The sequence below is a fragment of the Brevibacillus sp. DP1.3A genome (assembly GCF_013284245.2).
Classification (GTDB): Bacteria; Bacillota; Bacilli; order Brevibacillales; family Brevibacillaceae; genus Brevibacillus.
This window is the reverse complement of the sequence record NZ_CP085876.1, coordinates 436,661-458,926: the sequence shown is the minus strand read 5'-3', so window position 1 is coordinate 458,926 and position 22,266 is coordinate 436,661. Positions and strand designations below refer to the sequence as shown.

Annotated in this window: 21 protein-coding genes; 7 read left to right on the top strand and 14 right to left on the bottom strand. The window is 45.2% G+C overall.

Going from position 1 to position 22,266, the window contains the following annotated elements; translation table 11 throughout:
- Positions 1–42 precede the first annotated feature (42 nt).
- From HP399_RS02460 to HP399_RS02445, 4 genes are all read left to right on the top strand, one after another.
- Positions 43–1,680 carry a M20/M25/M40 family metallo-hydrolase gene (locus HP399_RS02460; protein ID WP_173619811.1) on the top strand — a complete coding sequence of 546 codons (1,638 nt, stop codon included), beginning with the start codon at positions 43–45 and terminating at the stop codon, positions 1,678–1,680.
- A 94-nt stretch (positions 1,681–1,774) separates the two neighbouring features.
- The gene (locus HP399_RS02455) at positions 1,775–2,158 is read left to right on the top strand and encodes an OsmC family protein (RefSeq protein ID WP_007720051.1); all 384 of its coding nucleotides are present in this window, start codon (positions 1,775–1,777) and stop codon (positions 2,156–2,158) included.
- Between the two features lie 18 nt (positions 2,159–2,176).
- On the top strand, positions 2,177–3,844 hold the full coding sequence (locus HP399_RS02450) for a helix-turn-helix domain-containing protein (RefSeq protein WP_173619812.1): 1,668 nt from the start codon (positions 2,177–2,179) through the stop codon (positions 3,842–3,844).
- A 68-nt stretch (positions 3,845–3,912) separates the two neighbouring features.
- On the top strand, positions 3,913–4,887 hold the full coding sequence (locus tag HP399_RS02445; RefSeq protein WP_173619813.1) for an ABC transporter substrate-binding protein: 975 nt from the start codon (positions 3,913–3,915) through the stop codon (positions 4,885–4,887).
- A 341-nt stretch (positions 4,888–5,228) separates the two neighbouring features.
- Here the strand turns inward: HP399_RS02445 and HP399_RS02440 are convergent, their stop codons facing one another.
- Positions 5,229–6,578 carry a uracil-xanthine permease family protein gene (locus tag HP399_RS02440; RefSeq protein WP_173619814.1) on the bottom strand — a complete coding sequence of 450 codons (1,350 nt, stop codon included), beginning with the start codon at positions 6,576–6,578 and terminating at the stop codon, positions 5,229–5,231.
- Between the two features lie 205 nt (positions 6,579–6,783).
- Here HP399_RS02440 and HP399_RS02435 point away from each other — a divergent pair, with 205 nt between their 5' ends.
- Entirely contained in the window at positions 6,784–7,764 is a 981-nt protein-coding gene (locus HP399_RS02435) for an aromatic ring-hydroxylating oxygenase subunit alpha (RefSeq protein WP_173619815.1), read from the top strand.
- Between the two features lie 80 nt (positions 7,765–7,844).
- Here the strand turns inward: HP399_RS02435 and cls are convergent, their stop codons facing one another.
- Both cls and HP399_RS02425 read right to left on the bottom strand, forming a co-directional pair.
- Positions 7,845–9,293: a cardiolipin synthase gene (cls, locus tag HP399_RS02430; RefSeq protein ID WP_173619816.1), complete on the bottom strand. Its 1,449-nt coding sequence runs from the start codon at positions 9,291–9,293 to the stop codon at positions 7,845–7,847.
- An 82-nt stretch (positions 9,294–9,375) separates the two neighbouring features.
- Positions 9,376–10,320 (bottom strand): aminopeptidase, encoded by a 945-nt coding sequence (locus tag HP399_RS02425; protein ID WP_173619817.1) that lies wholly within the window; start codon positions 10,318–10,320, stop codon positions 9,376–9,378.
- Between the two features lie 291 nt (positions 10,321–10,611).
- Here HP399_RS02425 and HP399_RS02420 point away from each other — a divergent pair, with 291 nt between their 5' ends.
- On the top strand, positions 10,612–11,895 hold the full coding sequence (locus tag HP399_RS02420) for a haloacid dehalogenase-like hydrolase (protein WP_173619818.1): 1,284 nt from the start codon (positions 10,612–10,614) through the stop codon (positions 11,893–11,895).
- A 39-nt stretch (positions 11,896–11,934) separates the two neighbouring features.
- Here HP399_RS02420 and HP399_RS02415 read toward each other — a convergent pair whose 3' ends face one another.
- The 4 genes from HP399_RS02415 to HP399_RS02400 all read right to left on the bottom strand — a co-directional run bounded on the left by HP399_RS02415 (position 11,935) and on the right by HP399_RS02400 (position 15,663).
- Entirely contained in the window at positions 11,935–13,398 is a 1,464-nt protein-coding gene (locus HP399_RS02415; protein WP_173619819.1) for a DUF4179 domain-containing protein, read from the bottom strand.
- The gene (locus tag HP399_RS02410) at positions 13,391–13,963 is read right to left on the bottom strand and encodes an RNA polymerase sigma factor (protein ID WP_173619820.1); all 573 of its coding nucleotides are present in this window, start codon (positions 13,961–13,963) and stop codon (positions 13,391–13,393) included. The genes HP399_RS02415 and HP399_RS02410 overlap by 8 nt, the downstream gene beginning before the upstream one ends.
- Positions 13,964–14,111: 148 nt before the next feature.
- Entirely contained in the window at positions 14,112–14,519 is a 408-nt protein-coding gene (locus tag HP399_RS02405; protein ID WP_173619821.1) for a hypothetical protein, read from the bottom strand.
- Between the two features lie 424 nt (positions 14,520–14,943).
- On the bottom strand, positions 14,944–15,663 hold the full coding sequence (locus HP399_RS02400) for a hypothetical protein (protein ID WP_173619822.1): 720 nt from the start codon (positions 15,661–15,663) through the stop codon (positions 14,944–14,946).
- Between the two features lie 198 nt (positions 15,664–15,861).
- Here HP399_RS02400 and HP399_RS02395 point away from each other — a divergent pair, with 198 nt between their 5' ends.
- A complete protein-coding gene (locus tag HP399_RS02395; RefSeq protein ID WP_173619823.1) occupies positions 15,862–16,812 on the top strand; it encodes a hypothetical protein in 951 nt (316 codons plus the stop codon).
- A 112-nt stretch (positions 16,813–16,924) separates the two neighbouring features.
- Here HP399_RS02395 and HP399_RS02390 read toward each other — a convergent pair whose 3' ends face one another.
- The 7 genes from HP399_RS02390 to HP399_RS02360 all read right to left on the bottom strand — a co-directional run bounded on the left by HP399_RS02390 (position 16,925) and on the right by HP399_RS02360 (position 22,096).
- A complete protein-coding gene (locus HP399_RS02390; protein WP_173619824.1) occupies positions 16,925–17,476 on the bottom strand; it encodes a DUF4309 domain-containing protein in 552 nt (183 codons plus the stop codon).
- A 78-nt stretch (positions 17,477–17,554) separates the two neighbouring features.
- Positions 17,555–17,791 (bottom strand): hypothetical protein, encoded by a 237-nt coding sequence (locus HP399_RS02385; protein ID WP_173619825.1) that lies wholly within the window; start codon positions 17,789–17,791, stop codon positions 17,555–17,557.
- Between the two features lie 286 nt (positions 17,792–18,077).
- The gene (locus HP399_RS02380) at positions 18,078–18,581 is read right to left on the bottom strand and encodes an SMI1/KNR4 family protein (protein ID WP_173619826.1); all 504 of its coding nucleotides are present in this window, start codon (positions 18,579–18,581) and stop codon (positions 18,078–18,080) included.
- 63 nt (positions 18,582–18,644) lie between these two features.
- Entirely contained in the window at positions 18,645–19,742 is a 1,098-nt protein-coding gene (locus tag HP399_RS02375) for an HNH endonuclease signature motif containing protein (RefSeq protein ID WP_173619827.1), read from the bottom strand.
- A 74-nt stretch (positions 19,743–19,816) separates the two neighbouring features.
- The gene (locus tag HP399_RS02370; RefSeq protein WP_173619828.1) at positions 19,817–20,119 is read right to left on the bottom strand and encodes an aspartyl-phosphate phosphatase Spo0E family protein; all 303 of its coding nucleotides are present in this window, start codon (positions 20,117–20,119) and stop codon (positions 19,817–19,819) included.
- A gap of 250 nt (positions 20,120–20,369) precedes the next feature.
- The gene (locus HP399_RS02365; RefSeq protein ID WP_228088436.1) at positions 20,370–21,701 is read right to left on the bottom strand and encodes a helix-turn-helix domain-containing protein; all 1,332 of its coding nucleotides are present in this window, start codon (positions 21,699–21,701) and stop codon (positions 20,370–20,372) included.
- Between the two features lie 218 nt (positions 21,702–21,919).
- Positions 21,920–22,096 carry an aspartyl-phosphate phosphatase Spo0E family protein gene (locus HP399_RS02360; RefSeq protein ID WP_228088435.1) on the bottom strand — a complete coding sequence of 59 codons (177 nt, stop codon included), beginning with the start codon at positions 22,094–22,096 and terminating at the stop codon, positions 21,920–21,922.
- Positions 22,097–22,266 lie beyond the last annotated feature (170 nt).

Sequence of the window (22,266 nt, the reverse complement as noted above, 5' to 3'; positions counted from 1 at the left end):
CCGGAAACAGTTTTCACTATACGGAAAACGGAGGCGTTTTTTATGCAAAAATGGCAATCAAAAGAGCAACTCGTTGATCTCTTGTGCAATTTGGTAAGCATCCCAAGCATTACAGGATCATCTGCCGAGAAGGACTTGCCTGGCTACGTCGTCGATCAGCTGCGCACCCTGCCTTATTATCAAGCCAATCCCGATCATGTGCGTGCGAATCCGACCGGGGACGGGCGCCATTTTGTCACTGCTCTGGTTAAAAAAGAAGGTGTACGAGACACCGTTATTCTCGTCAGCCATTTTGATGTGGTCGATGTCGAGGATTACGGCGCCTGGATGAAGCATGCTTTTGATCCGAAGACCCTCACTCCTCTCTTCCAACAAAACCAAGCGGATATGCCAGCAGACGTTCAACAGGATATTCGTACCGGCAACTGGCTGTTTGGCCGTGGCACCATGGATATGAAATGCGGACTAACACTGCACATGTCGATGATTGAGCAAGCGATTGCTGGAGAGTTCGACGGCAACATTTTGCTTCTGACCGTCCCTGACGAAGAGGTAAATTCTGTCGGGATGCGTGCAGCAGTCCCAGCACTGCTGAAAATCGCCGAAGAGTTCGACCTGAGCTACACGACCGTGCTCAACTCCGAGCCGATGTTTACCCGCTATCCAGGGGATACGAATACGTACTTGTACACAGGCTCTATCGGAAAAGTGCTGCCAGGCTTCCTCTGCTACGGCAAAGAAACACATGTCGGTGAGCCTTTTGCTGGGTTAAACGGCAATTACATGGCCTCTCAAATTACATGTGAGCTCGAGCTGAACACATCCTTCTGCGAGGTCGTCGAGGGAGAAGCATCTCCTCCGCCAACGAACCTGATTCAAAAGGATCTGAAAAAAGAGTACTCTGTGCAAATTCCGCATCGTGCTGTGACGCTGTTCAACCTGTTCCTGCTGGAAAAGCAAATGGAGGATGTCGTAGAGCCGCTGCTGGAATCGGCAAAAAATGTCGCAGAGCGCATGAAGCAAAATTACCTCAAGCACGCGAGCCAGTTTGCCAACTTTGCGCCTTTTAGCCCGCGGGATCTGTCCATTTCCGTCATGACTTACGAAGAACTGTATGCCTATGCGAAGAAAACGTACGGGGAAGAAAAGCTTCGCCAGCTGGAAGCAGATGTGATCACCAATCGCGGCGACAAGGACGATCGCGACACCACGATCGAGCTGGTGGATCAATTAGCGATTCTGTGCAAAGAACTGTCGCCGATGATGATCTTGTTCTTCGCACCACCGTTTTACCCGGCAGTTAGCTCGCGCAATCAGCCTCTGATCCAGCAAACGATGGAAGAGATGAAAGCATACGCGAGAGATCATCACCAGGTCAATTTGGTCAAACAAAACTACTTTGGCGGTATCTCTGACTTAAGCTACGTCGGACTCCAATATCCGGCGGCATCCATGAAGCCATTGGTAGCGAACATGCCTTTATGGGACAACGGCTACTCCATTCCGCTTCAGGAGCTCGAAGCTTTTGATGTACCTGTCATGAACCTCGGTCCAGTCGGACGTGACGCCCATCAGTGGACAGAGCGTCTGGACATCGACTATGCATTCGAAACGTTAAAAGACATGCTTCCTCGTTGCATCCAGTCTCTCTTGCAAAATGGGAAAGCATTGAAGGAATAGCAAACGGGAAAAGGTTCCTGTACCGATAGATTACTGTCGCGCGGGAGCCTTTTTCCTTATAATGAAGAAAAACCATTTCAGGGGAGGGTTACGCATGGAATTTCAAGCGAAAGAAAATGGCTTTGTCACTCAACTGTCCTACGGTGAGCTGCACGTATCAGGTGATGAACAGTATGGCTTTCGCCCCTACCAGCTCTTGGTCTCTTCCATCGCTGTTTGCAGTGGCGGTGTTTTGCGAAAAGTATTGGACAAGATGAGAATGCCGTGCACGGATATGAAAGTAACAGCAGATGTTCAGCGAAATGAGGCAGAGGCAAATCGGGTTGAAAAAATTCACCTCCACTTCATCATTACGGGTGAAAATATGAAAGAAGAAAAAGTGCAAAAAGCTATTGAAGCCGCGAGCAAAAATTGCCCGATGGTCCAATCTGTCAAGGGAAGCATCGTCGTAACCGAGTCCTTCGAATTGGTATCTTAATGGAAATGTGAGGTCATCATGCGCGACAATCGTGCTGCACATACAAGTACGTCTCTACCGCCAACTTCTTTGTTTCTTCTAAAAGACATACAGCAGATCACCTTGTCCCAAGCAGAAGAATGGCTATTTTCAGGGGAATCTACTCATGCCATACTCATCGTGACAAAAGGAACAGGTCGCATGCTGGACGAATCGGATCAAGCCAACAACATGCCAGAGGGAAGTGTTCTCATCATTCCACGAGAATCTTCCAGACAAGTACGGGCTGATACAGAAGATCCACTCCGCTTCCTTGTGTTCTGTTTTGACGTACTGCAACAACAAGATCCGCTCACCAATGCCTATATCCCGAATCGTTCCTGGCAGCTTGACCAAAAACAAAATGTCTTCAGCCAGATCGACAACTGCACGGAGCTTGCCCTCACTTTGTACGCCCACCAGCACGCCAGTGAGCCATTGGAAGTGTTTCAAAATCAGATTCGCTTTCAGCAATTGCTGCATCTGATATGGAGGCATGCAGAGCGACAAGCTGCTGTAGAGACGTCCACAGTCATCGATCAGACGATTTCCTACATCCATGCGAATTATGCGGAGTCCATCTCCTTGGATGACTTGGCGAATCGAGCTGGCCTGACCCCTCGGTATTACGCCGAGCTCTTCAAGAAAAAGGTAGGAAAAAGCCCGATTGATTATTTGACAAGCTGTCGGATGGAGCATGCGAAGACACTTCTGCGAGAATCGAATAAACGCTTGCGTGAGGTGGCACGCCTCGTCGGATATGCGGATGAGTTTTACTTCAGCAGACGTTTCAAGCAACAGATTGGGGTATCGCCCACTGTCTTTGTCCGCATGAACCAGAAGCAATTGGCTCCCATCACCTTCCACTATGCTGAGTATTTATTGGCTCTCGGAATCAGACCGATTGGCGCTCCGGAAGAGCAAGTCTTATATTTACGTGAGCAATTACGCGTGAAAGAAGCAGATGAAATCGTTAGCCTGCCTGAGAACACACCGGACTTGATCAAACCATTGCAACCGACGTTTATTTTGACGGAATCTACAAGAGATTACGCTGCTTTCTCCAAAATTGCCCCTACCTTTGCACTTCCCTGGCTTGCGCAAGATGTATTCGGTCATTTGAACATGTTGGCCGATATGTTTGATATGAAGGATCGGGCACACTCGTGGCTCAAGCAACATGAACAGAAGGTTGTAAAGGCGAAGCAATGCATCGACGCTCATATTCAGAAGAACGAAACATTCTTGATCCTCAATGTGCGTCCAACGAACCTATTGGCATACGGCGCCAGAAATATCGGACATGTGCTGTACAAATCTTTGAAGCTGACGCCGCCCAAAATGATTCAAGAGGAGCTGCAACGGAACCCAAATTTCTGGGCGACCCAAATCAACGAGGCTCAATTGAGTCAGTGCGCCGCCGATTGGCTGTTTGTCCACATTTTCGATGATGATCTCTCACGGTCACATTTCAAAAAGCTGATGGAACAGGATGTCTGGCAACAGATTCCGGCTGTGCAAAAAGGCCAGGTAGCCGTCCTCAACCCGATCTGGTTTTCGTACGACCCCCTCTCCCTCGACGTTCAACTGGAAGAGGCTGTCCATATATTGACTCAATCAACCACCGCCACATTGTCCAAAGAAAAACGGAATATTCTCCATGGATAATAAGAGCGGGTTCAGGGTAAGATGATCCTTGTTATTGAGAATCATTTTCAACCTTGGAGGATATACGAATGAAACGATTACGCATACAGGCTTGGCTTCCCGGATTCATGATTCTTTCCTTGCTCTTGCTCACTGCATGCGGTCAGACAGCCAGCCCTAATCCATCGGCACCTGCACAAGAGAACAAAGGTAGCGAAACACGCGTATTGAAGCACGCGAAAGGCGAATCCACCATTCCCTTGAAGCCAAAACGTGTCGTAGCCCTGCAATATGTAGGCTCTATGCTTGCTCTAGGTATGAAGCCAATCGGAGCATTGAAGGGACATATGGAAGGTGCCGACATGGCTCCGTTGGTCAGTGGCATCGAAGTCGTGGGAGATTATGATGCTTACAATCTGGAGAAAATCCTTGAATTGCAGCCTGACTTGATCTTGACAGGCTCCGATGACGAACAACAAGTATATGAGAAGCTGACAAAAATCGCTCCCGTTGTTGCCATCGATTTTGATCAACACGATGTCTTTGGTCATGTACAGAAGGTAGCGGAAGCACTAGGTATGGAGAAAGAAGGAAAGGCTTGGGAAGAAAAGTACAAAGCAAAGGTGGAAGAAGCTCGCAAGCTCGTACAAGCCAAGATCGGAAAAAACGAGACCGTCGCAGCTATGAACGTCCGTGCGAAAACAATCAAAATGTACGGCGCTCGTAATATGGGGCATGTTTTGTACAACGATCTACAGTTGACGCCACCTGCACTCATCAAGACCGAGATTGAAAAAGACCCGCTGTTTTGGTCAAATGACCTGTCGATGGAGCTTTTGCCAGAATATACGGCCGACCATATTTTCCTGATGCTGTTCCCAGGGGAAGATGCCACCCAATATCTAAAAGAAATCGAGCAAAGCAGTCTGTGGAAGAACTTGCCCGCTGTCAAAAACAATCATGTTTACGTAGTCGATGTGGATAGATGGCTTGGCTACGAGCCCATTTTGATTGAAAAGCAGCTGGATGAGGCTGTGCAGGATTTGACTGGAACGAAGAAATAATAAGAAGATCTGTGAAGGGCATTCTGGTTTGGGTCAACATAGTGGTGGAGAAGAAAAAGCACAGTTCTCTTCGACTCTGACACGCTAGCATGGGTGATTGACTGCTCGTCTCCATTTCAAAAAGGGGACCGTCGAGCCAAAGCCACCCTACGGGCGGAAGTTTCTCAAGGAAGAAGTGTTCGACAAGCGGGTCCCCTTTTTGAAGTTCCGACTGGGTAGGCGTTGTCAAGGTCTACGAGCTCTGTGCTTTTTCTTCTCACCAGCTTTATTGGCTTATCGATACATCCGACGATTATGAGAACAAACAGCCCGTCAGCTTAGTGTGCCGGGCTGTTTGTTTATTAGTTGCTAACAGGCTGTTGTTGTGGAACCTTCGCTCGGTTCTTTTTTCCCTCTGGAATGAGCAGATTCAAAAGCACCGTTGCCAAGGCCCCTACTGTAATACCTGACGATAAAATGTAGTTCACGAAATCTGGTACTCCTGCGAGTGCGTCCTTCGGCAGGACCGTTACCGCCATTGTCAGCAGGATCGGCAGACCAATGACCATCATCGTGCGATCATCAATCGTTATGTTCTGAATGACTTTGATCCCATTTGCCACAATCGCTACACACACGATCCCAAAAATTCCGTTGATGACTGGCTCCGGTATACAGGTAATCGCCGCCGACAGCTTCGGCACCAACCCAAGGGCAATCAAGATCAATCCTCCAGCCATAATCGCCATCCGGCTTCCTACTCCTGTCACCGCGATCAACCCAGCATTGGAGGAATAGCCAGTCGTTGGTGTACCTCCGAACAATGCCCCAACAAAGCACCCCAAGCCTTCACCGACAGCACCGCGATTCAGTCGCTCCTCGGTCAAATCACTGTTCGTTACTGTAGAGACGACGAACCAAGTCCCTGTTGTTTCAATCATGATAATCAAATAAACAAAAAGCATCGTCAAAACAGCACTGAGATCAAATACAGGAGCTCCATACGGAAATAGCTTCGGCATGGACAGCCACGGTGCTTGTCCAACCGGACTAAAATCTACCGTTCCAAAAAAAGCAGCCGTTACCGTTCCGACGAAAATCGCAATCAGGACAGATACAAGTCGAAAAAACGCACCCGCAACCTTTGCTCTTGTGCCAAGCAGCATACAGATGACAAGCACACCAGCAGAAACGACGGCAATTAAAATGTTTGTCCAAATATTTCCCGGGGAGTGATAAATGTTTCCCATCCCTGTAGGCATCAAGGCAATGCCCACGATGATGATTACCGTCCCGCCGACTAGCGGTGGAATGAATTTGCGAACCGCTTTGGCAAACCACTTCAATGGATAACCCATCAAGGCTACAAACAGCGCTCCGGGAATCATGCTGCCAATCATCGCACCCATCCCCAGCTTACTGCCGATCGCAGCCAGCGCACCGATGGGTACATAGGAAGGGCCTTGCACGACAGGCAAACGCAATCCAAATCCAGTCTGGATCAACGTCCCGATACCCGTCGCGAGAAAACACATTTGAATAAAGAAAGAAGTGCTTGAAGCGTCCATGGTCAGCAGCCCAGCAATAATAATAGGAGCAATGTACAAGTCCATAGCTAACACATGCTGCAAACCAAGTAAAAACGCCTTGCCCACACTGATTTTGTCATCGACGCCCACAACAAGCTGATTGCTTTCTCGATGTTGTTCCACTTTCAAAAGGCCTCCCTAGTGGTAATTTAGCTAATTACGAACGATATAAGTGGGATTATAACGGATAAATCCGTTTTTAGGCAACTATTCACGTAATAAATAGGTGGTAGTGTTTAATAATGTTCGTGTTTTCTGTTGACTTCCCTTCTGATCTCCCGCTACAATGGGTGAATAACCGAAGTATCGACAAAGGAGTGTCTCATCAATGATCGTGCAAGATACCGTGCTGCGTAATGAGTGGATCGTCGCCTGTCGTTCGGTGGATGTGCAAGACCGCCCGATCCAGGTCACCATTATGGGCGAGCGGGTCGTCCTCTTCCGCAACGAAGAAGGAATCCATGCGTTTAAAGACCTCTGTATTCACAGAGGCGCTGCCCTGTCTCTGGGCTGTGTCCGAGAAGGAAAGCTGGTCTGTCCGTACCACGGATGGGAATATGAAGCATCCGGAGCCTGTGTAAAAATCCCTCAGCTGCCTGCCGATCAAGCCATTCCAGGCAAGGCGCGCGCTGTTATATATGGCTGTGCAGAGCGCTATGGATTCGTGTGGGTGAATCTCGCTAACCAATCTCCTGAGTTTTTTGCCCTGCCGGAATTTGAGGATCATCGTTTTCGAAATGTCATTTGGGGGCCACAGACAGTAACGGCCAAGCCTCCACGCATCGTAGAGAACTTTTTGGATGTAGGCCATCTGGCTGTCGTTCATGAGGGTTATTTGGGTGTCGAAACACATATGGAAATCGGGGATTACCGCGTTCACCGCGACGAGAACGGTGTTATTCGCACGGATGAGATCAAGATTTTTCAGCCTGACCCGGACGGGACTGGTCAAGCGAAACACGTCTATTACACCTACGAAATCCTCCGTCCACTCACGGTAAAATTCACGAAACGCGATGCAGAAAACGGCAATCTGATGTCTATTTTGCTTACTGTGATGCCGCTGGATGAAGAGCGAAGCGTAGCTTATGGTGTACTTTCTTTTAATTATGAGACGAACCTTTCCGATGAGGAAATCATTAGCTTCCAAAACCTCATCTTTGCACAAGATAAACCGATCGTGGAAAATCAAAAGCCTGAGGACCTGCCGCTCGATCTGCAAATAGAGCTGTCCTTAAAATGCGATCGTGCGAGCATCGCTTACCGTCAATACTTGACGGAGATGGGTGTCACGCACGGTACCGCATAAAGCGTAAATAGTAAAGGACCTGCCAGCCCGTGTTTGTTCACATAGGCTAACAGGTCCTCTTTTGCTTTTCAGTCCCGCTATTATAAAAGTGGAGACAACAACCTCGTCAACGATTCCAGCAAGCGCAAACGCAGCGGTCGGTTCACATATTCTCCCAATGTCATTTCCCGGCAATCAGCCAGATCGGAGACAAACAGTTCCTCCAGCTCCTCTGCCATTTTCGAATCGTACATAAACGCATTCGTCTCGAAATTCAGCTTGAAGCTGCGAATATCGACATTGGCCGTTCCCACAGACGACAACTGGGTATCAACCACGATTGTTTTGGCGTGCATAAAGCCTTTTTCGTAGAGGAAACAGCGCACACCGCTCTTTAACAAATCACCAAGATAAGAATGCGTCGCCCAGAACACCATCAAATTATCAGGTTTTCCTGGGACCATGACCCGCACATCTACCCCAGACATTGCCGCCATTTTTAGTGCGGTCAGCATACTTTCATCGGGAACGAAATACGGCGTCTGCAAGTAAATCTTCTTCCGTGCCTTGTAAATCATCTTCAAAAAAGCATGCTTAATTTGCTCTTTTTCCGAGTTTGGTCCGCTCGATACAATCTGAACGCCAATCGTGCCCTCGGCCTCATGGATTTCTGGAAAATACACGAGTGACTCATGCATTCTTTTCGGTGCAGACAAATTCCAGTCCAGGAAAAAGCGTGCTTGCAGCATGTACACCGCTCTTCCCTCTATCAGCAGATGGGTGTCACGCCAATACCCCAGCTTCTTATCCTTGCCCAAGTATTCATCCCCGATGTTGAAGCCTCCGATATAGCCAATCTTGCCATCGATAATCGTCAGCTTGCGATGATTCCTGAAGTTGACCCGAAAATTCAGGAACGGAATCTTCGCCGGGAAAAAGGAGGCGACTTCCCCCCCTGCTTCTACCAGTGGGCGCAGAAACCGGGATGAGACACCAGAAGAACCTACCGCATCATAGAGCAATCGAACCTCGACGCCCTCCTTTGCCTTCTTCGTCAACAGTTGAATGAGCTGTTTCCCTAAATCATCGTCATTCAAAATATAGTAGAGCAAATGTATATGCTCGCGTGCTTCCTCCATCTGTTTGAACATGAGGTTGAACAAACTATGGCCTTCCTTAAAAACCTGAATGGTATTATCCTGCGTATAATACGCTCCATCACTTACCACGTTCATGAAAATCATGTCGCGGTGTCTCTCCATCTCAGGGTCGTTCACCTGTAGTTCACCATGGGCAAGCAACTGCTTTTGTCTATCGACCGCAGCCCGAAAATGAGAAAATTCCCCTTCCTTGAGCCGATACAGCTTTTTCTTGCTTAGCTTATGTCCAAAAATCAGGTAAACGATAAACCCGATGCCCGGCAAAAACAGCAAAACCATCAACCAGGCCCAGGTTGCCGCAATGTTTCGCCTCTCCATGAAAATAAGAACGGCAGCCAAAATCAGGTTACCTATTGTTATAATCGCAAATATTTTTTCAGACATTGCCATCACACCACATCCACCTCTAGGATTTCTCCCATATTACAACATTTACTATTGGGATTCATCCTTCCTATCCATCTAGTCTGTCCTATGTTGCCAATAGTTTTCCGCTCTTCATGATACATTTGTCGTCCAAATACACATCCGGCTCTTTGACAACCAGATCAATATGTACCCCCGCGACAATCGTCCCGCCAAACGTATTGTTGCTACCAAAGGCTACGTGAATCGTTCCGTATACCTTCTCATCCTCTAACACAACTCCCGTGATACGCGCCTTATCATTCGTTCCAATTCCGAATTCACCCAGCATCCGCCCGTCTTGGTCCCCAAGCATTTGCAGAAGGCGTTCACCCGCTGTTCCTTCTGCCTCTATGATCCGACCATTTTGGACCGTCAGCAGCAGGGGCGAATCAATTTTTCCGATACCCGCGATGGAGCCATCGACGAGGATTTGTCCCTCTGCTGTCCCTTCCAGTGGGGCAATATACGCTTCCCCGGAAGGTAAGTTGCCCGATTCACCAGGATTGACGTACATACCCGTACTCGGCACCCCATTGCGATCTGCGATGGAAAACGTCAGTGACTTGCCCGCTTTTTCGATTCGCACGGTACTTGCTCGGGTCAGCATCTCGGTCACGCGCTCGGTGAGTGCCTTTACTTGTGTATAGTCAGCGGAAATCGCTCCCGCAAGGAACATGTCTTCCGTAATAGCTGGCATGGTAGCCAGTCTCGTACCATTTGCTGCTGCTTCTTTTCGTGCTTTTGTATGCGTCAAAGAGTGCTGGGTCACACATACCACCACATCTGCGCTCTTCATCGCCGCTGCAACAGCCGCAGGAGGCTCTTGACCGGACTTTTCCCGCTCCTTCATGACCATCAGCATCGCTTCTGCTCCGAGCTGTTTACCAGCTTCCCAGAGCGCCTCCCCGATGTCCCGCTTCCGCTCGTCGGCCACCACCAAAAATGTCTCATTCGCCTGTAATGCCAAGCAATTCATCAAAATGCCTTTGCTGGATTCTATCAATGTCATGCCGCATCATCCTTCTCATCTATCTTATGGTTTAGATTATATCCACTTTTTTCTTGCAAACTCTTCTGTCTTCGCTAGATTGGATCGTTAGTCCTGCCCTTATTATGTTTATCGGAATCTTCTTGCTTTTGCTGTTAAATTTAGTATGATTAGAATACAAATGAAAACGCTTAAGACAATGAGGTCTTCTACCCGCGCTTTATTAATAGGCGCGGGGAAGGCCTTTTTCTTTTGAAAAAATGATAACGTTTTCATTTGGGGGATCGAGAAAAAGAAAAGGGGATGACAACCATGTCACACAGAAAAGCACAACCCAAAACGTGGTGGCTGACCATGCTGATGATCGTCGCTCTACTCGCGATGCAGATGCCAGCTTTGGCCAAAGACACCAACGTGCAGATGCTCGACAAGGGGAAATGGGCACCTGCGACTTATCAAGCCGTCCATGAATTGATTGAGAAAAACGGCATCAAGAGTGCCTCCTACAATGCCAAAAAGAAGCCGTATGCCATTTTTGACTGGGACAATACGAGCATCATGCATGACACAGAGGAAGCGCTGTTTGTTTACCAGATCAACCATTTGGCTTACAAGCTCACACCAGAAGAATTCGGGAAGGTCATCCGCACGAATGTACCAGAAGGACCGTTTTCCGACTCGTATAAAAATGTCGACGGCAAGCCTGTCACACTCGATGCCATCGCGACTGATCTCGTAGTCGACTACACGTACTTATATCAAAATTATCAAGGTCTTAAAGGAACGAAGTCGCTGGAGGAAGTAACAGCAACAGAGCAATTCGCAGATTTCAAAGCCAAACTGTTTTTCTTGTATGAAGCTATCAACGATACGCACAGCACCTCGATTGGCTATCCGTGGATCCTCTACCTCTTCACGAACATGACAGTGGAAGAAGTGCAAAAATTGGCGGAAGCATCCAATGATCACAGCCTAGGCATGGCGATTGAAAAAGTAAGCTGGACGAGCCCGAAATCGTTGGCAGGCAAAGCAGGCGTGGTGAAAGCATCCCATACAACGGGTCTGCGCCTCACTTCCGAAGTCGCAAACCTGATGAACACGCTGCGTGCTAATGGCATCGACGTGTATGTCGTGAGTGCCTCCTTGGAGGATGTCGTTCGTGTCTTCGCCACTCTCCCGAAATATGGCTACAATCTCCCATCGGAGAACATCATCGGCATGCGTCTGAAAACAGAAAACGGACGGATCACGAGTGTGTACCAGCCTGACTACCCGATCACGGTAGCCCACGGCAAGACGGAAGTGATCCAGGATGTATTGGTGAAAAAGTATGGTCATGGTCCTATCTTCATCGCGGGCGATAGCAACGGTGATTTCGAGATGATGACAGAGCTGGACAGCGTGCAGCTCGCTCTCGTCGTGAACCGCGTCAAGGGCGGCAAAATTGGGCAGCAAATTACCAAGGGTGCCGAACAGATGGGTAAGGCCAACCCAACGGTAGTCCTGCAAGGACGTGACGAGAACACAGGCATGTGGATTCCGAGCGAAGCCACAATCCGACTTGGGCAGAAAGAGCCGCAGTTGGTCGCGAAATAAACATGAAAAACCGCCCTTTGTACGGGGCGGTTTTCTTCTTTATTGATTGGTAACTGGAATTCTCCACTCTAGCGGATATTTTTTCTGAACAGCATCCAGTCGTAGGGTGAGCTTCTCCGGGAGCTTGGTTATTTCTCCTCCTTCCCAATCTCTGCTGTCCTCCAGCCGAATTTTGTACGTTGCTCGCTCGCGTCCTGACTGATCAACGGGTCCCTTGGATTGATGACCCATTTTAGCCCGGTAGGTTGTCCCCTGCCCACCTTGAAGTACCCACCAAGGCAAATAAATTCTCGTAATATCTTTGGAAAGTACATCGATCTCCATTTCCATTTGCTGTTTTTCCGAATCATCATCTTTTGCCAGCTTGATGCTTTTCAACGTAAAGATATCTTCTCCCACTTGTTTGATCACTGGCTTCTTGTTCAATTCATCCGGATGGAAGGTGACACTCATATCGTACGGGATCGCCTTATGGAGGCTATTTATGACGAGTGTCGCTGCTTTGCCTTTTGGCAACGGATCGGTGTCATTGATCCAACGGAAATGCCCATAGCGATCAATGGAATAAGAATTATATATGATTCTTTCCTTCCCCTTGCTGCCATCTGCTCCCTCGTAGTAATATCCCAGCCTATATTGCTGATACGGAAGAAATGGAGCATAATCGGGGTTCGTGGTCTTTCCGGTTAGCTTTTTTGCTTCTTGTTCCAGTTGTTTTTTGGTCGCCTCTGTCCATTGTGTTTCCAGCTCAATTCGAGTAGCCGTTGGCGTGTTGACGATCTGGTGCAAGGTCATCTTCAATCCATGCTTCGTCACTTGCGTTTGATTGACAGGCAGCACAGTTGTTGCAGCTGTTGTTTTTGCCATCGTGATCGGAACTTGCAGCTTCCAGTGTCCTTTTCTATCACCGATTTCATCAAAATGTATCGACAACGTCTTCGGAAGGGGCTCTTGTTCTTTTTCCCCGAGGATAAACCGGACGAATCCCACATTTTCTTCAAAGTTAGTTCCCCACTTGTCAGTCATGACCTCCCCATTGGCATCCAGCAATTCAACGGCATTGGATTCTGCGTTTGTCGCTGACGGATATGTAGGGAGCAACGGCTTGCCATCCGACTGCTTAATCATTAAAGCAACCATGACCTGCACCGGATCAGCAATGATTTCCTTTACCTCCAAGGTAATCCCCTGATCCGTAACAGAAAGATTCGATGTTTCGGAGAAGCCTTGTCTCGCCGCCTGTTGCACTCCTTCATCGGATCCGTCTTGAGCAAAGATCGATTTGACATAAGCCGCAAATGTTGGGGACACTTGCATGGTTCCGAGCAGCCCGAGTACGACAGCGGAAGCGATGCCGATGGAAGCCCATCTTTTGCTTCGGTAAAACGGACGCCCTCTCACCTGCAATGCGTTATTCTGGCTTGGCATTTGAAAACTCGGTGTCTCGACAGCTCCCGCTACTTTCCTAAGCGTCTCTTGGATCTGCCGCTCCTCGTTAGTCATGAGTCATTGCCCCTTCCCGCAAAAAATCAGATGGAATGCATTCCTTTTCCAATTGCTGCGCAATCAGCTTCCTGGCCTTATGCATGCGCGATTTGACCGTGCCCTCAAAGGAACCCGTAATTTTGGCGATCTCCGACACGCTGAAGCCCTCGTAATAGTAAAGAATAATAACCGCGCGATGCTCCGCCTTCATGCTGCGAACCGCCCGCCATATTTGCCGCTGCTCCTCTTGCTGGATCACGTTATCCAGCGGCGTCATCGCTTCTTCCGGGATCATCTCCTCATATTCCACTACAGGCTTTTGCTTGCGTACCAGATTCAGAGCCCGAAACGTAATGATCCGGTATAGCCAATTGCGAAAGGCCACTCCCCGTTTTTTATCGAGTCGGTCTATGTGCTGATACGCTTCGATGAGTCCTTCCTGAACGGCGTCCTGGGCCAGATGCTTGTCATGGATGATCAAATACGCTGTCCGGTATGCCATCGCCAGATAAGGCTTGACCAATTGTTCAAAAGCTTCAGGCTCGCCCTCTTGGCATTTGGCAATCAACTCCCACTCATCCACAGCACGTTCCCTCCCTTCGTTTTTGCTCTACTGTATATTCACGAGAACGCGGAGTTTGGTTCACGTTACATAGGCGAAAAAATACTGAATATGGAAAAACCCGTCCCCTGAACAGAAACGGGTGAATACTATTACAAGCACTTTCCACCTAAAGACTAAGTTTCATTTTTTCCTCGACGCTTATTACGTCCCAGTTATAAAACGAGGATTTCTGTAAGGTGAAAAGGAGATTTCCTGCATATACTTTTCGAATTCTATTATTTTCATCGTAATCTATCATGAGAAACTCTGCGATTAGCTGTATATGATCTCCGGTTCCTTCTACTTGTCTAACTGAAATCTCGGGTGATTTTAGATTATTCTTAGCGGCAAATTCAAAATAGGAGCGAATTAATTCAATTTGCTCTTGTTCCATTTGCACGTGGTTTTGTGTGCCATTTGCTATATTGTCTATAACGGTCCTTACTGCATTTTCTGGAGAGTATATCGTTTTTAGAATAAACCATCCTGCAATAGATATTATGAAAATAGCGATGACTATTCGTATCTTTTTCACTTCGATACCTCCTCTATAACAGGTCGAGAGGGTAAAGCGAATGGCTAAGGCTCTAAAATAAGAAATACAAAATTAAAGTGACCACATACAATTGCCATACTTTCATTTTGAATTTGATACATACCTTTTCCAATACGCCCGATAAGTATTCACAACATTTAAGTAATAGCCAAAAAACTCCCATACCAACGACTATGGCGAAATCGAACGGGCTGAGTCTGCTCTCGATGAAGTTATACACTTTCGTGATATGAAGGAAAATCACAAAGACGAGGAATGAATAGTATTGCATTGAAAAAACCTCCCCCATGTAATTACAACGAAAACAGGGAGCACCTAAGCCCCGATTTCCATTGTAATATCAGTTATCTTCTCTTCCTGTCCACTTCGTAATGATCTTGTAGTTGAGATAGACTTTGGGGAGCTATTTGGGAGGGGAAGAAAGGAGTTGTTCAACTTCGTTTCTAAGCTCAGAAATATTCTGCCCTGAATAATTTTCTTGCAGAAAATAAAGATTATTATGTTCTATTACTTCCAATGAAACTTGGGATACAAGGGTTTCCTCGTCATTAATCTTTATTTTTCCTTGAACTGACCCTACTATGTTATAGACGTCATCTTTATCTTCTGTTAAGAAAACAAAATATTTATTTCCTTCTTTCATAGGAATACTTCCTTCAATCCCTACCGATGTCATTCTGGGTTCACCATTATCATCATTCACTAATTTAGGTCCTGGCTTTCCTGCGAAATATTTGGCCGCCTCTCTTTCATCGAATTCCCCTCCAGTTTCCAGTACAGATACTGTATCACCTATCTCTACATCACCTTTATAGACTTTCGTTAATCTTAATTCAGAGACTGTATACACATCTAGTCTTTCATAATTAGGGTTATTTTTTTGAGAAATAACTTCAGCTTCGGCTATGATATCTGCATTTTCAGCTAGACCCTCCACGTCAGTGAATGTCTCGGTTAACATTGCTTCACCAGAAACTATTCTATAATCTGAATCACTGGAATAAAGAAAATTTTGTTTTTTTAAGTCACCTATATAGTAAGCAGCAAATCCTGCAATTGCTATAAAACCAATAGTAGCTAGTGCTATTTTTTTTGTGGATTTTAGATTCTTAATGCTAATCATTAGTATTCTCCTTCCTACAAAATGATAGACAAATTCCTTCTCTTGATGGGCATGGGGTCTGCTCACGATGCAAAAAAATAAGATATGGACCGAACCTTTTTCCGCTAAAGAGGCAATATAGTGTGTAAGCTGCTTATTCAGAGAACAAATAGAACAATCCTATCTCAATATTTACAACAAAAAAGGAGCGAATTAACTATGAAAAAACGATTAATTGGTGGAATGGTTGCTACTGCCATTTTGATTCCAGTTGCAGCATTTGCGGCTTCTGGCGTGATTGAAATGCCAACAAGAACAACGATGACTACTGAACAAATCCAGGTGGATGAGGTTGGCAAATCATCGCTTGAAAAGCTGTATCTCGCATTTCCCGAAACAAAATCGTTTGAGATTATCGATGCAAGCAACGTTCAAGGTGATGTATCCAAAGGGAAAAATTTAATCAACGTGAACCAAACAAGCATCGTACTACAGGAAAAAGGAGGAACCGGCAAAAAGATTACCCTCCATACAAACGGTAATACGGGTGAGATTGAACACGTGATTCAAGAGAATTGGGAGCCTAAGGAGAAGTCACTCATTACTTTAACCGATCAGGAAATCAAGGCGAAGGTAAATCATCTTATTGATAAAATGTATGGCAACGTCGAACAGTACGAGGTTGCTATAGAGCAAATGGAGAATCCAAATCAAAGAACATGGATGTTGAATTACACCAATGAGATGTTTGACAAACCGGTCTACCAGGTTTTTGTTCAGGACAATACCATTAGTGTTACTAAGATCGTAGGTATTCCTACAGGTCCAAAACCTTCAAACATGAAAGTAGAAGGTCTATTCTCTTTAAATGGTAAGCCTGATTATACCGCTGATGCCTTTTTAAACGATGAAAAACTGTTTGCTTTACTAAAAATGAGCGCGACAGAATTAAAGCAAGAATTAGCAAAAGGTAAAACTGTTGTGGAGATTGCAGCATCTAAAAATGTCTCGAAACAACAAGTGATTGATGTGATTGCAGAAACACAGGCTAGAGGACAACTTCAAGGTGATGGAGGACCGATCACCGAGCATTCACTGAAACAAATGATGAAAGCAATTGAACCAAAATTATTGCCAGTCATTGAACACAAAACGGAAACGGAATGGTAGAAAAACAGAGTTAACTGGGTTACACAGTAAAAGAGAAGAGGCGGGAGAACCGTCTCTTTTTTTATGGACTAATTTTTCAGAATTCAGGCCAAAATAAGCCAGATAGTCTGGTTTATTGGACTCGAAGGGTAACATACTTTACTGGACTTTCTTTTGAATCAAACGTAAACCTTAGTATATTCCCATTATTTTCATATTCCAATATAAACGTATGATCACCTGAGTCATCCATAAACTCTCTAGCGGGTTCTCCTAAGTTTTTTTTGATTTCCTCAGGTTTTCCAGTCATTCCAACAGTCTTTGGTTCGGCATTCATTAGGACGACTTTACTCGTATCCTTTACTTCATCAATTGAATTAGCATAGTCTTCGAATTGTAAATCAAAACCCTCATAATATACTGTGATTCCATACTCAGAATTTCCACTCTTGACGGGATTTCCGATTTTATCCAGAACCTCTTTCTTTGTTGCTCCAATGCCTATTAAGACACCTTCTAATTGTCCATTTTTCACCTTATCCAAAGTGTCCGATTGAGCAGAATTAACAGTGATATCTTCAGTTTTTTCAGAAATATTAGAGCAGCCAAGTACAGTTATTGAGCTAAGAACTACAACAAGCAAAGCATTACGACATATCTTAGGCAGATCAACCGCACTCCTCATAAAACCTGATTTACCTTAAATTGTATAAAATTCAATATAATAACTCAATTGATTGTTATTAAAGATGGGGGTGAGACATCAGTTCAATGTGAAGAGGGGTAGAGCCAACATTTTGACGGTTTTATACGATAAGTAATAGTGGATGGGTTCCTGACGGGCCTTAGCGGACATATTATTACGTTTAACTAGTATATTTTCTTTAATGACAGCGTTGGCTAGTTTAGGTTTTTCCAGACCTAATTTGCTAGTTACCTCTTCCATTTTTTCCACTAATGTAAATGTCTCGCAGCGCTTCTGGTTTTTCTTGTTTTTCAAGATATAACTCCTCAGACAAAAGCTCGTATTTCTCACTCCCACTCTATTCTCGAACTGTCACCTAGATGTTCAAATCCTTGATTTCGAGTGTATTCCTCAACATCTGGATGTTCTTTTAGGTCTTCCGTATTAATATTCTCTAAAACAGAGGGAGAAGTCTGGTCCTGTGTAAACGCAAAATTAACAAGACTTCCTGTGAGCAATGGTAGGGGTCACACCACGAAACAGAAAAAATTGTTAAGGATTTTCTGGAAACAAAAACAGAAGCGATTTCTCGCGTCCGTTGCTATTCTTCGTAAGGTGTAATCCAGAATTCCTTCCCTTCATGTTCGATTAGCTTATCTAGCCACTCCGTAAATGTCAGGTCTATATCAATCGGGTTGTCGAGGTCCATCGATTCAATCCATGTAAGATAGCCGTTACCACTATGTATTCTGTCTTGATCCACGCACACACAGCCTAATGAATGGCTGCTCCAAGCGATAGGATAGTAAGGATGGTCGATACTATACCCTTTCCAATAATCAATGATGTTGTGAGGGCTGAGTATCGTGCAGCGACTGCTGCCAAATTCTAAGTCCCGAAATAGTGCGGCTCTGCTGTACTGACATAAATAGCTGACATAATCCTCGGGTAAATCAAACGATTTTAGTATCTCTATCTCGGTGCCAGGATCGTTAGATTTATAAAAAATGAACTCAAACTCCTCGCCGATAATACGCAAATCCCCGTTTAGTATTTCTCTTATTCCTTTAATCTTTTCTAAAATGCGGTCAATAGAATTACTCACTCTGCTCTCACACCCTCCAATGAAATTAAGGACTGCCACTCAAATGACAGTCCGTTTTTACGTTTATTTTCGGTAATTATCCCACCACTTAGTGACTTCATGATGATACAGGATGTACTGGTTGGTATATTCTTTTCTGAGAAGCGGAATCAAGTTGTCCATATCGTTTGTTCCCCAATATTGTAATGGGATCATGTGATGGATTTCAACTTCATCCCAAGAGAAGTATTGAGGGGCGCCGTAGTGATTAGTATAATGTTTCTCGAATTTCGCTTTATACCCCGGCTCCCTCTCTCTCTTCTGGGGCAACAAGTCAGCGGGCGGTTTGATCAATTCAATGTTGGACTGGGGATCGACGTAATCTGGATATATTTCTCCTAAATTGTTAGTCAGGATACTTTTTACTTCCTTCAATGTGTCGATAGGTGCGGAACTACCACTCTGGAATGTAACAGTGCCGGTAAAAGTACCTGACCACCAGTAAGTCTCTGCATTCGCGCGCACCCTATCCTGTGATAGACTGACGTAAGGGGGTCTCCAATATGGTTTATTCGTTCTTTCTACTCGATATTTCCCGTCCTTTGTTACTGAGCGAGTGATAGAGTGAGTAGCCGATACAGAGGACACGCTACCGATCACGGCGGATACTTTAATATTCGAGTATATATCACCGCCTGCCCAGTCGGCTGTCATGATGTGGTCAAAGAACACTCCAACAGGTCTAGGAAACACACTCATCGGATTAGCAGCCCTAACCTCACTTATGTCAGATTCATCAACCTCATTAGCTCCATCGGCTTCGGCAGCTTCTTCATAAGTGAAGGCACCGAAGTCAAATTTAGAATCGTCTTCTTTTGTAACTGGTGCTGCATTGGGGCTATACACCATTTGACGCTCTCCGATGACTTCATCCGCTGTGCTGCTCTCTATAATAGTTACGTTTTTGCTTTCAAGGATGCGTGGTTCATTGATGGCCTCCGCCAATTCCTCCAGTGTTACCCCTTCCGCCAGCTGTATGGGAAGGTTTTCGAAATCAATGACTTCTTCTGTCTCAGCGATTTCCTTTGTACTTTCAGCAGATGCAGGCGTCGAGACTGACACAGGAGCAAATAACAATGAGAATACGACAAAAGGCACTAATGCTCTTTTGAATTTCTTCATAGCCTTCCCCACTCCCTCTTTTCATGTTTCTACATCTTTGCGCTACTGATCTAATTCTGTAGAAATTAATTCTTTCATTTTTTCATCATTTTTGATTGAATAACCAGAATGTACTGATCCAATTGCTGGCTTAATGCCACGACTTCATCATCCAAGAAATCATTCTTCTCTAAATACATTTGCACCAATTGTTCTCGCAATTGTTCCACAATGTTTTTCAAGTGATCAATATTGTAATAGGTTACTCCTTCTCGATCTAGAGGTAGCATGATACATTTACTTATAGGAGCTGTAACTGCTCCTCCTGCGGGCGTTCCTTTAACCTGTCGAAGGGGTGGAATGCCCTTTTTAAATGCAATTGCTGCTATAAGACTCACCCTACTTCCTTTACCACCGGATTATTCACTTGCTTTTAGTGACACCTGCGGCTCCTCTTTTTAGAGATGTTCTTAGATTTCTATTGCTTCATGGAACATTGTCACCACCTCCTCTTTTTTATATTTATTACATAATTAACCATATGTCGTTATGCGGGTTTTTACCGACTGCAAAAAATGGAATAAAAAAACATCCTGGCAGAGGATGTTTCATCAATCTACGATATATTCACAATGACCTAACAGGATGCTAGCCACCTAACTCGTTTTGGTTCCCTATTCGTTTATTCAAATTCCCTAACCATCCAAACAATGCTATGTATGTAAGAGCCTCATCATGTCGATTCATCAAATCTGCTAGGGAAAGGTAATGTATACTTTCTTCAATCCCTCTCTCGATCCGCCCTTTACCAAACTCATAAATGGCTGTCTGATACCGAAACTGGAGGTGTCGATCTAATCCTATTGCTTCTGTAAATTGATCGAAACTAGCAATTTGCGAAGAAAAGCGATCCAATATCTCATCTACACAAAAATTGTAGGTATTTGCTGATTTCATAATAGAAATCATACCAGCAAGTATTTCATTGGTGGGCAGGATCTCGAGATAGTCTGCATACTCTTCAATGATGCTTGTATTGCCAGACAACACCTCCAATGTGTAGGAGTTCGCCTTTGCCCATACTTTGAATCTTTCTACCTCTTTACGTCCGTCTTCATCAAGTAATTCAAACCCTCCTAAATCAGCGTAAACTTGCACATACTGCTTCGCCTCTTCATACAGTCCTTGCATTTCCAGTGCTGCGCCTTTATATAAATGTCCCATTCCGTAATAGTAGACAAGATGGCGCTCGTTTTTCAGGGGTTCCCCTTTTTTGTTTCTTTTTAACCTCTCCAATTCATGCATGTGAACAGTTTCTGCAAGAAGCCGTAACTCGTCACCGTACTCGCCTGATTTGTTCCACTTTTGCAAAGCAAAACAAACCCGTGCTAATTGGAATAAAGCATCGAGCTGGTAGTTCTCTGGAAGCCGATTTCGATACGGAGAAAACCGAATCACATTCTCCCAATTTTCTTCTGCATTTGTCCCTAGTACAGCACAAAATAACCGATACTGACTCATCACGAAGTGCTCAGAATAGCTATCTTTTTCATTCTCAATCACATATTCATAAAAGGGCACTGACTCTTTCAGTTGCCCTTTCTCATATAGTTGCTCTGCAAGGACAAACAGAATCAAGATGTTTTTCGGATTCTCTAACAATATGGAAACAACAGTCTCTATGCAATCCTTTCTCCCAACCTCCACGCATCGAGCCAAATACGGTATTAATCGTGGGCGCGAAATTCTCTGCACTGACAAACATTCTTCCGGGTATAATTCATATAACCAACCCTGCTCGCGTCCAAATACCTTGGCAAACGCATCTAATTGCCCTATGGTCATAGCCCGCGGCGGATTTCCATTAAGAATCTCACTCAAGCTTCCAGGGTTAATGCCCGTTAATTCCCCCAGCTTGCTTAATGTATAATCGTGCTTTCTCCGGCATTTTTCAATTTCTGACCGCAGCGACCGATGCATTGTCCCTTGCAGCCCCCCATAAAGGATCATCCCTAGAACCTTTCCTCCATTTTACAATTTATATTTTTAAAAAAAATACTACTTGACCTTCCTATCAATTCGTAATCCAGTTCGATACTATGATTCAAACATGTCAAGAGTCGGCAATTGCCTAGATAGATAATAGGTTAATGGAGGGTTTTAGAGGCCTTGAAGTGTGAGAAGGACTGATCTAATCCTTACTTTTCCGTTTTCAATCTGTTTTGTGCAATGACAATATATTTATCCAATTGTTGGCTTACAGCCAAAACCTTATCATGTACGAGACCATACTTTCCCGCCAATTCCATCATTTCCAGTCGTAGCTGTTCGATTCTATTATCCAACTCTAAGTGGCAACCGATTTCCTTTACCATGCCCCGGATCGTACACCTACTTTTAGGGGCTGATGCTGCTCCTCTTTTGGGGGAGTTTTCAGGGTGAAGAGAAACATCCATATCTAAAATACTTGCGATAGCAGTAATATCCAACGCCCCCTCTCTTTTACAATTTATTACATATAATTACTATACAGGGATGTGCAGAA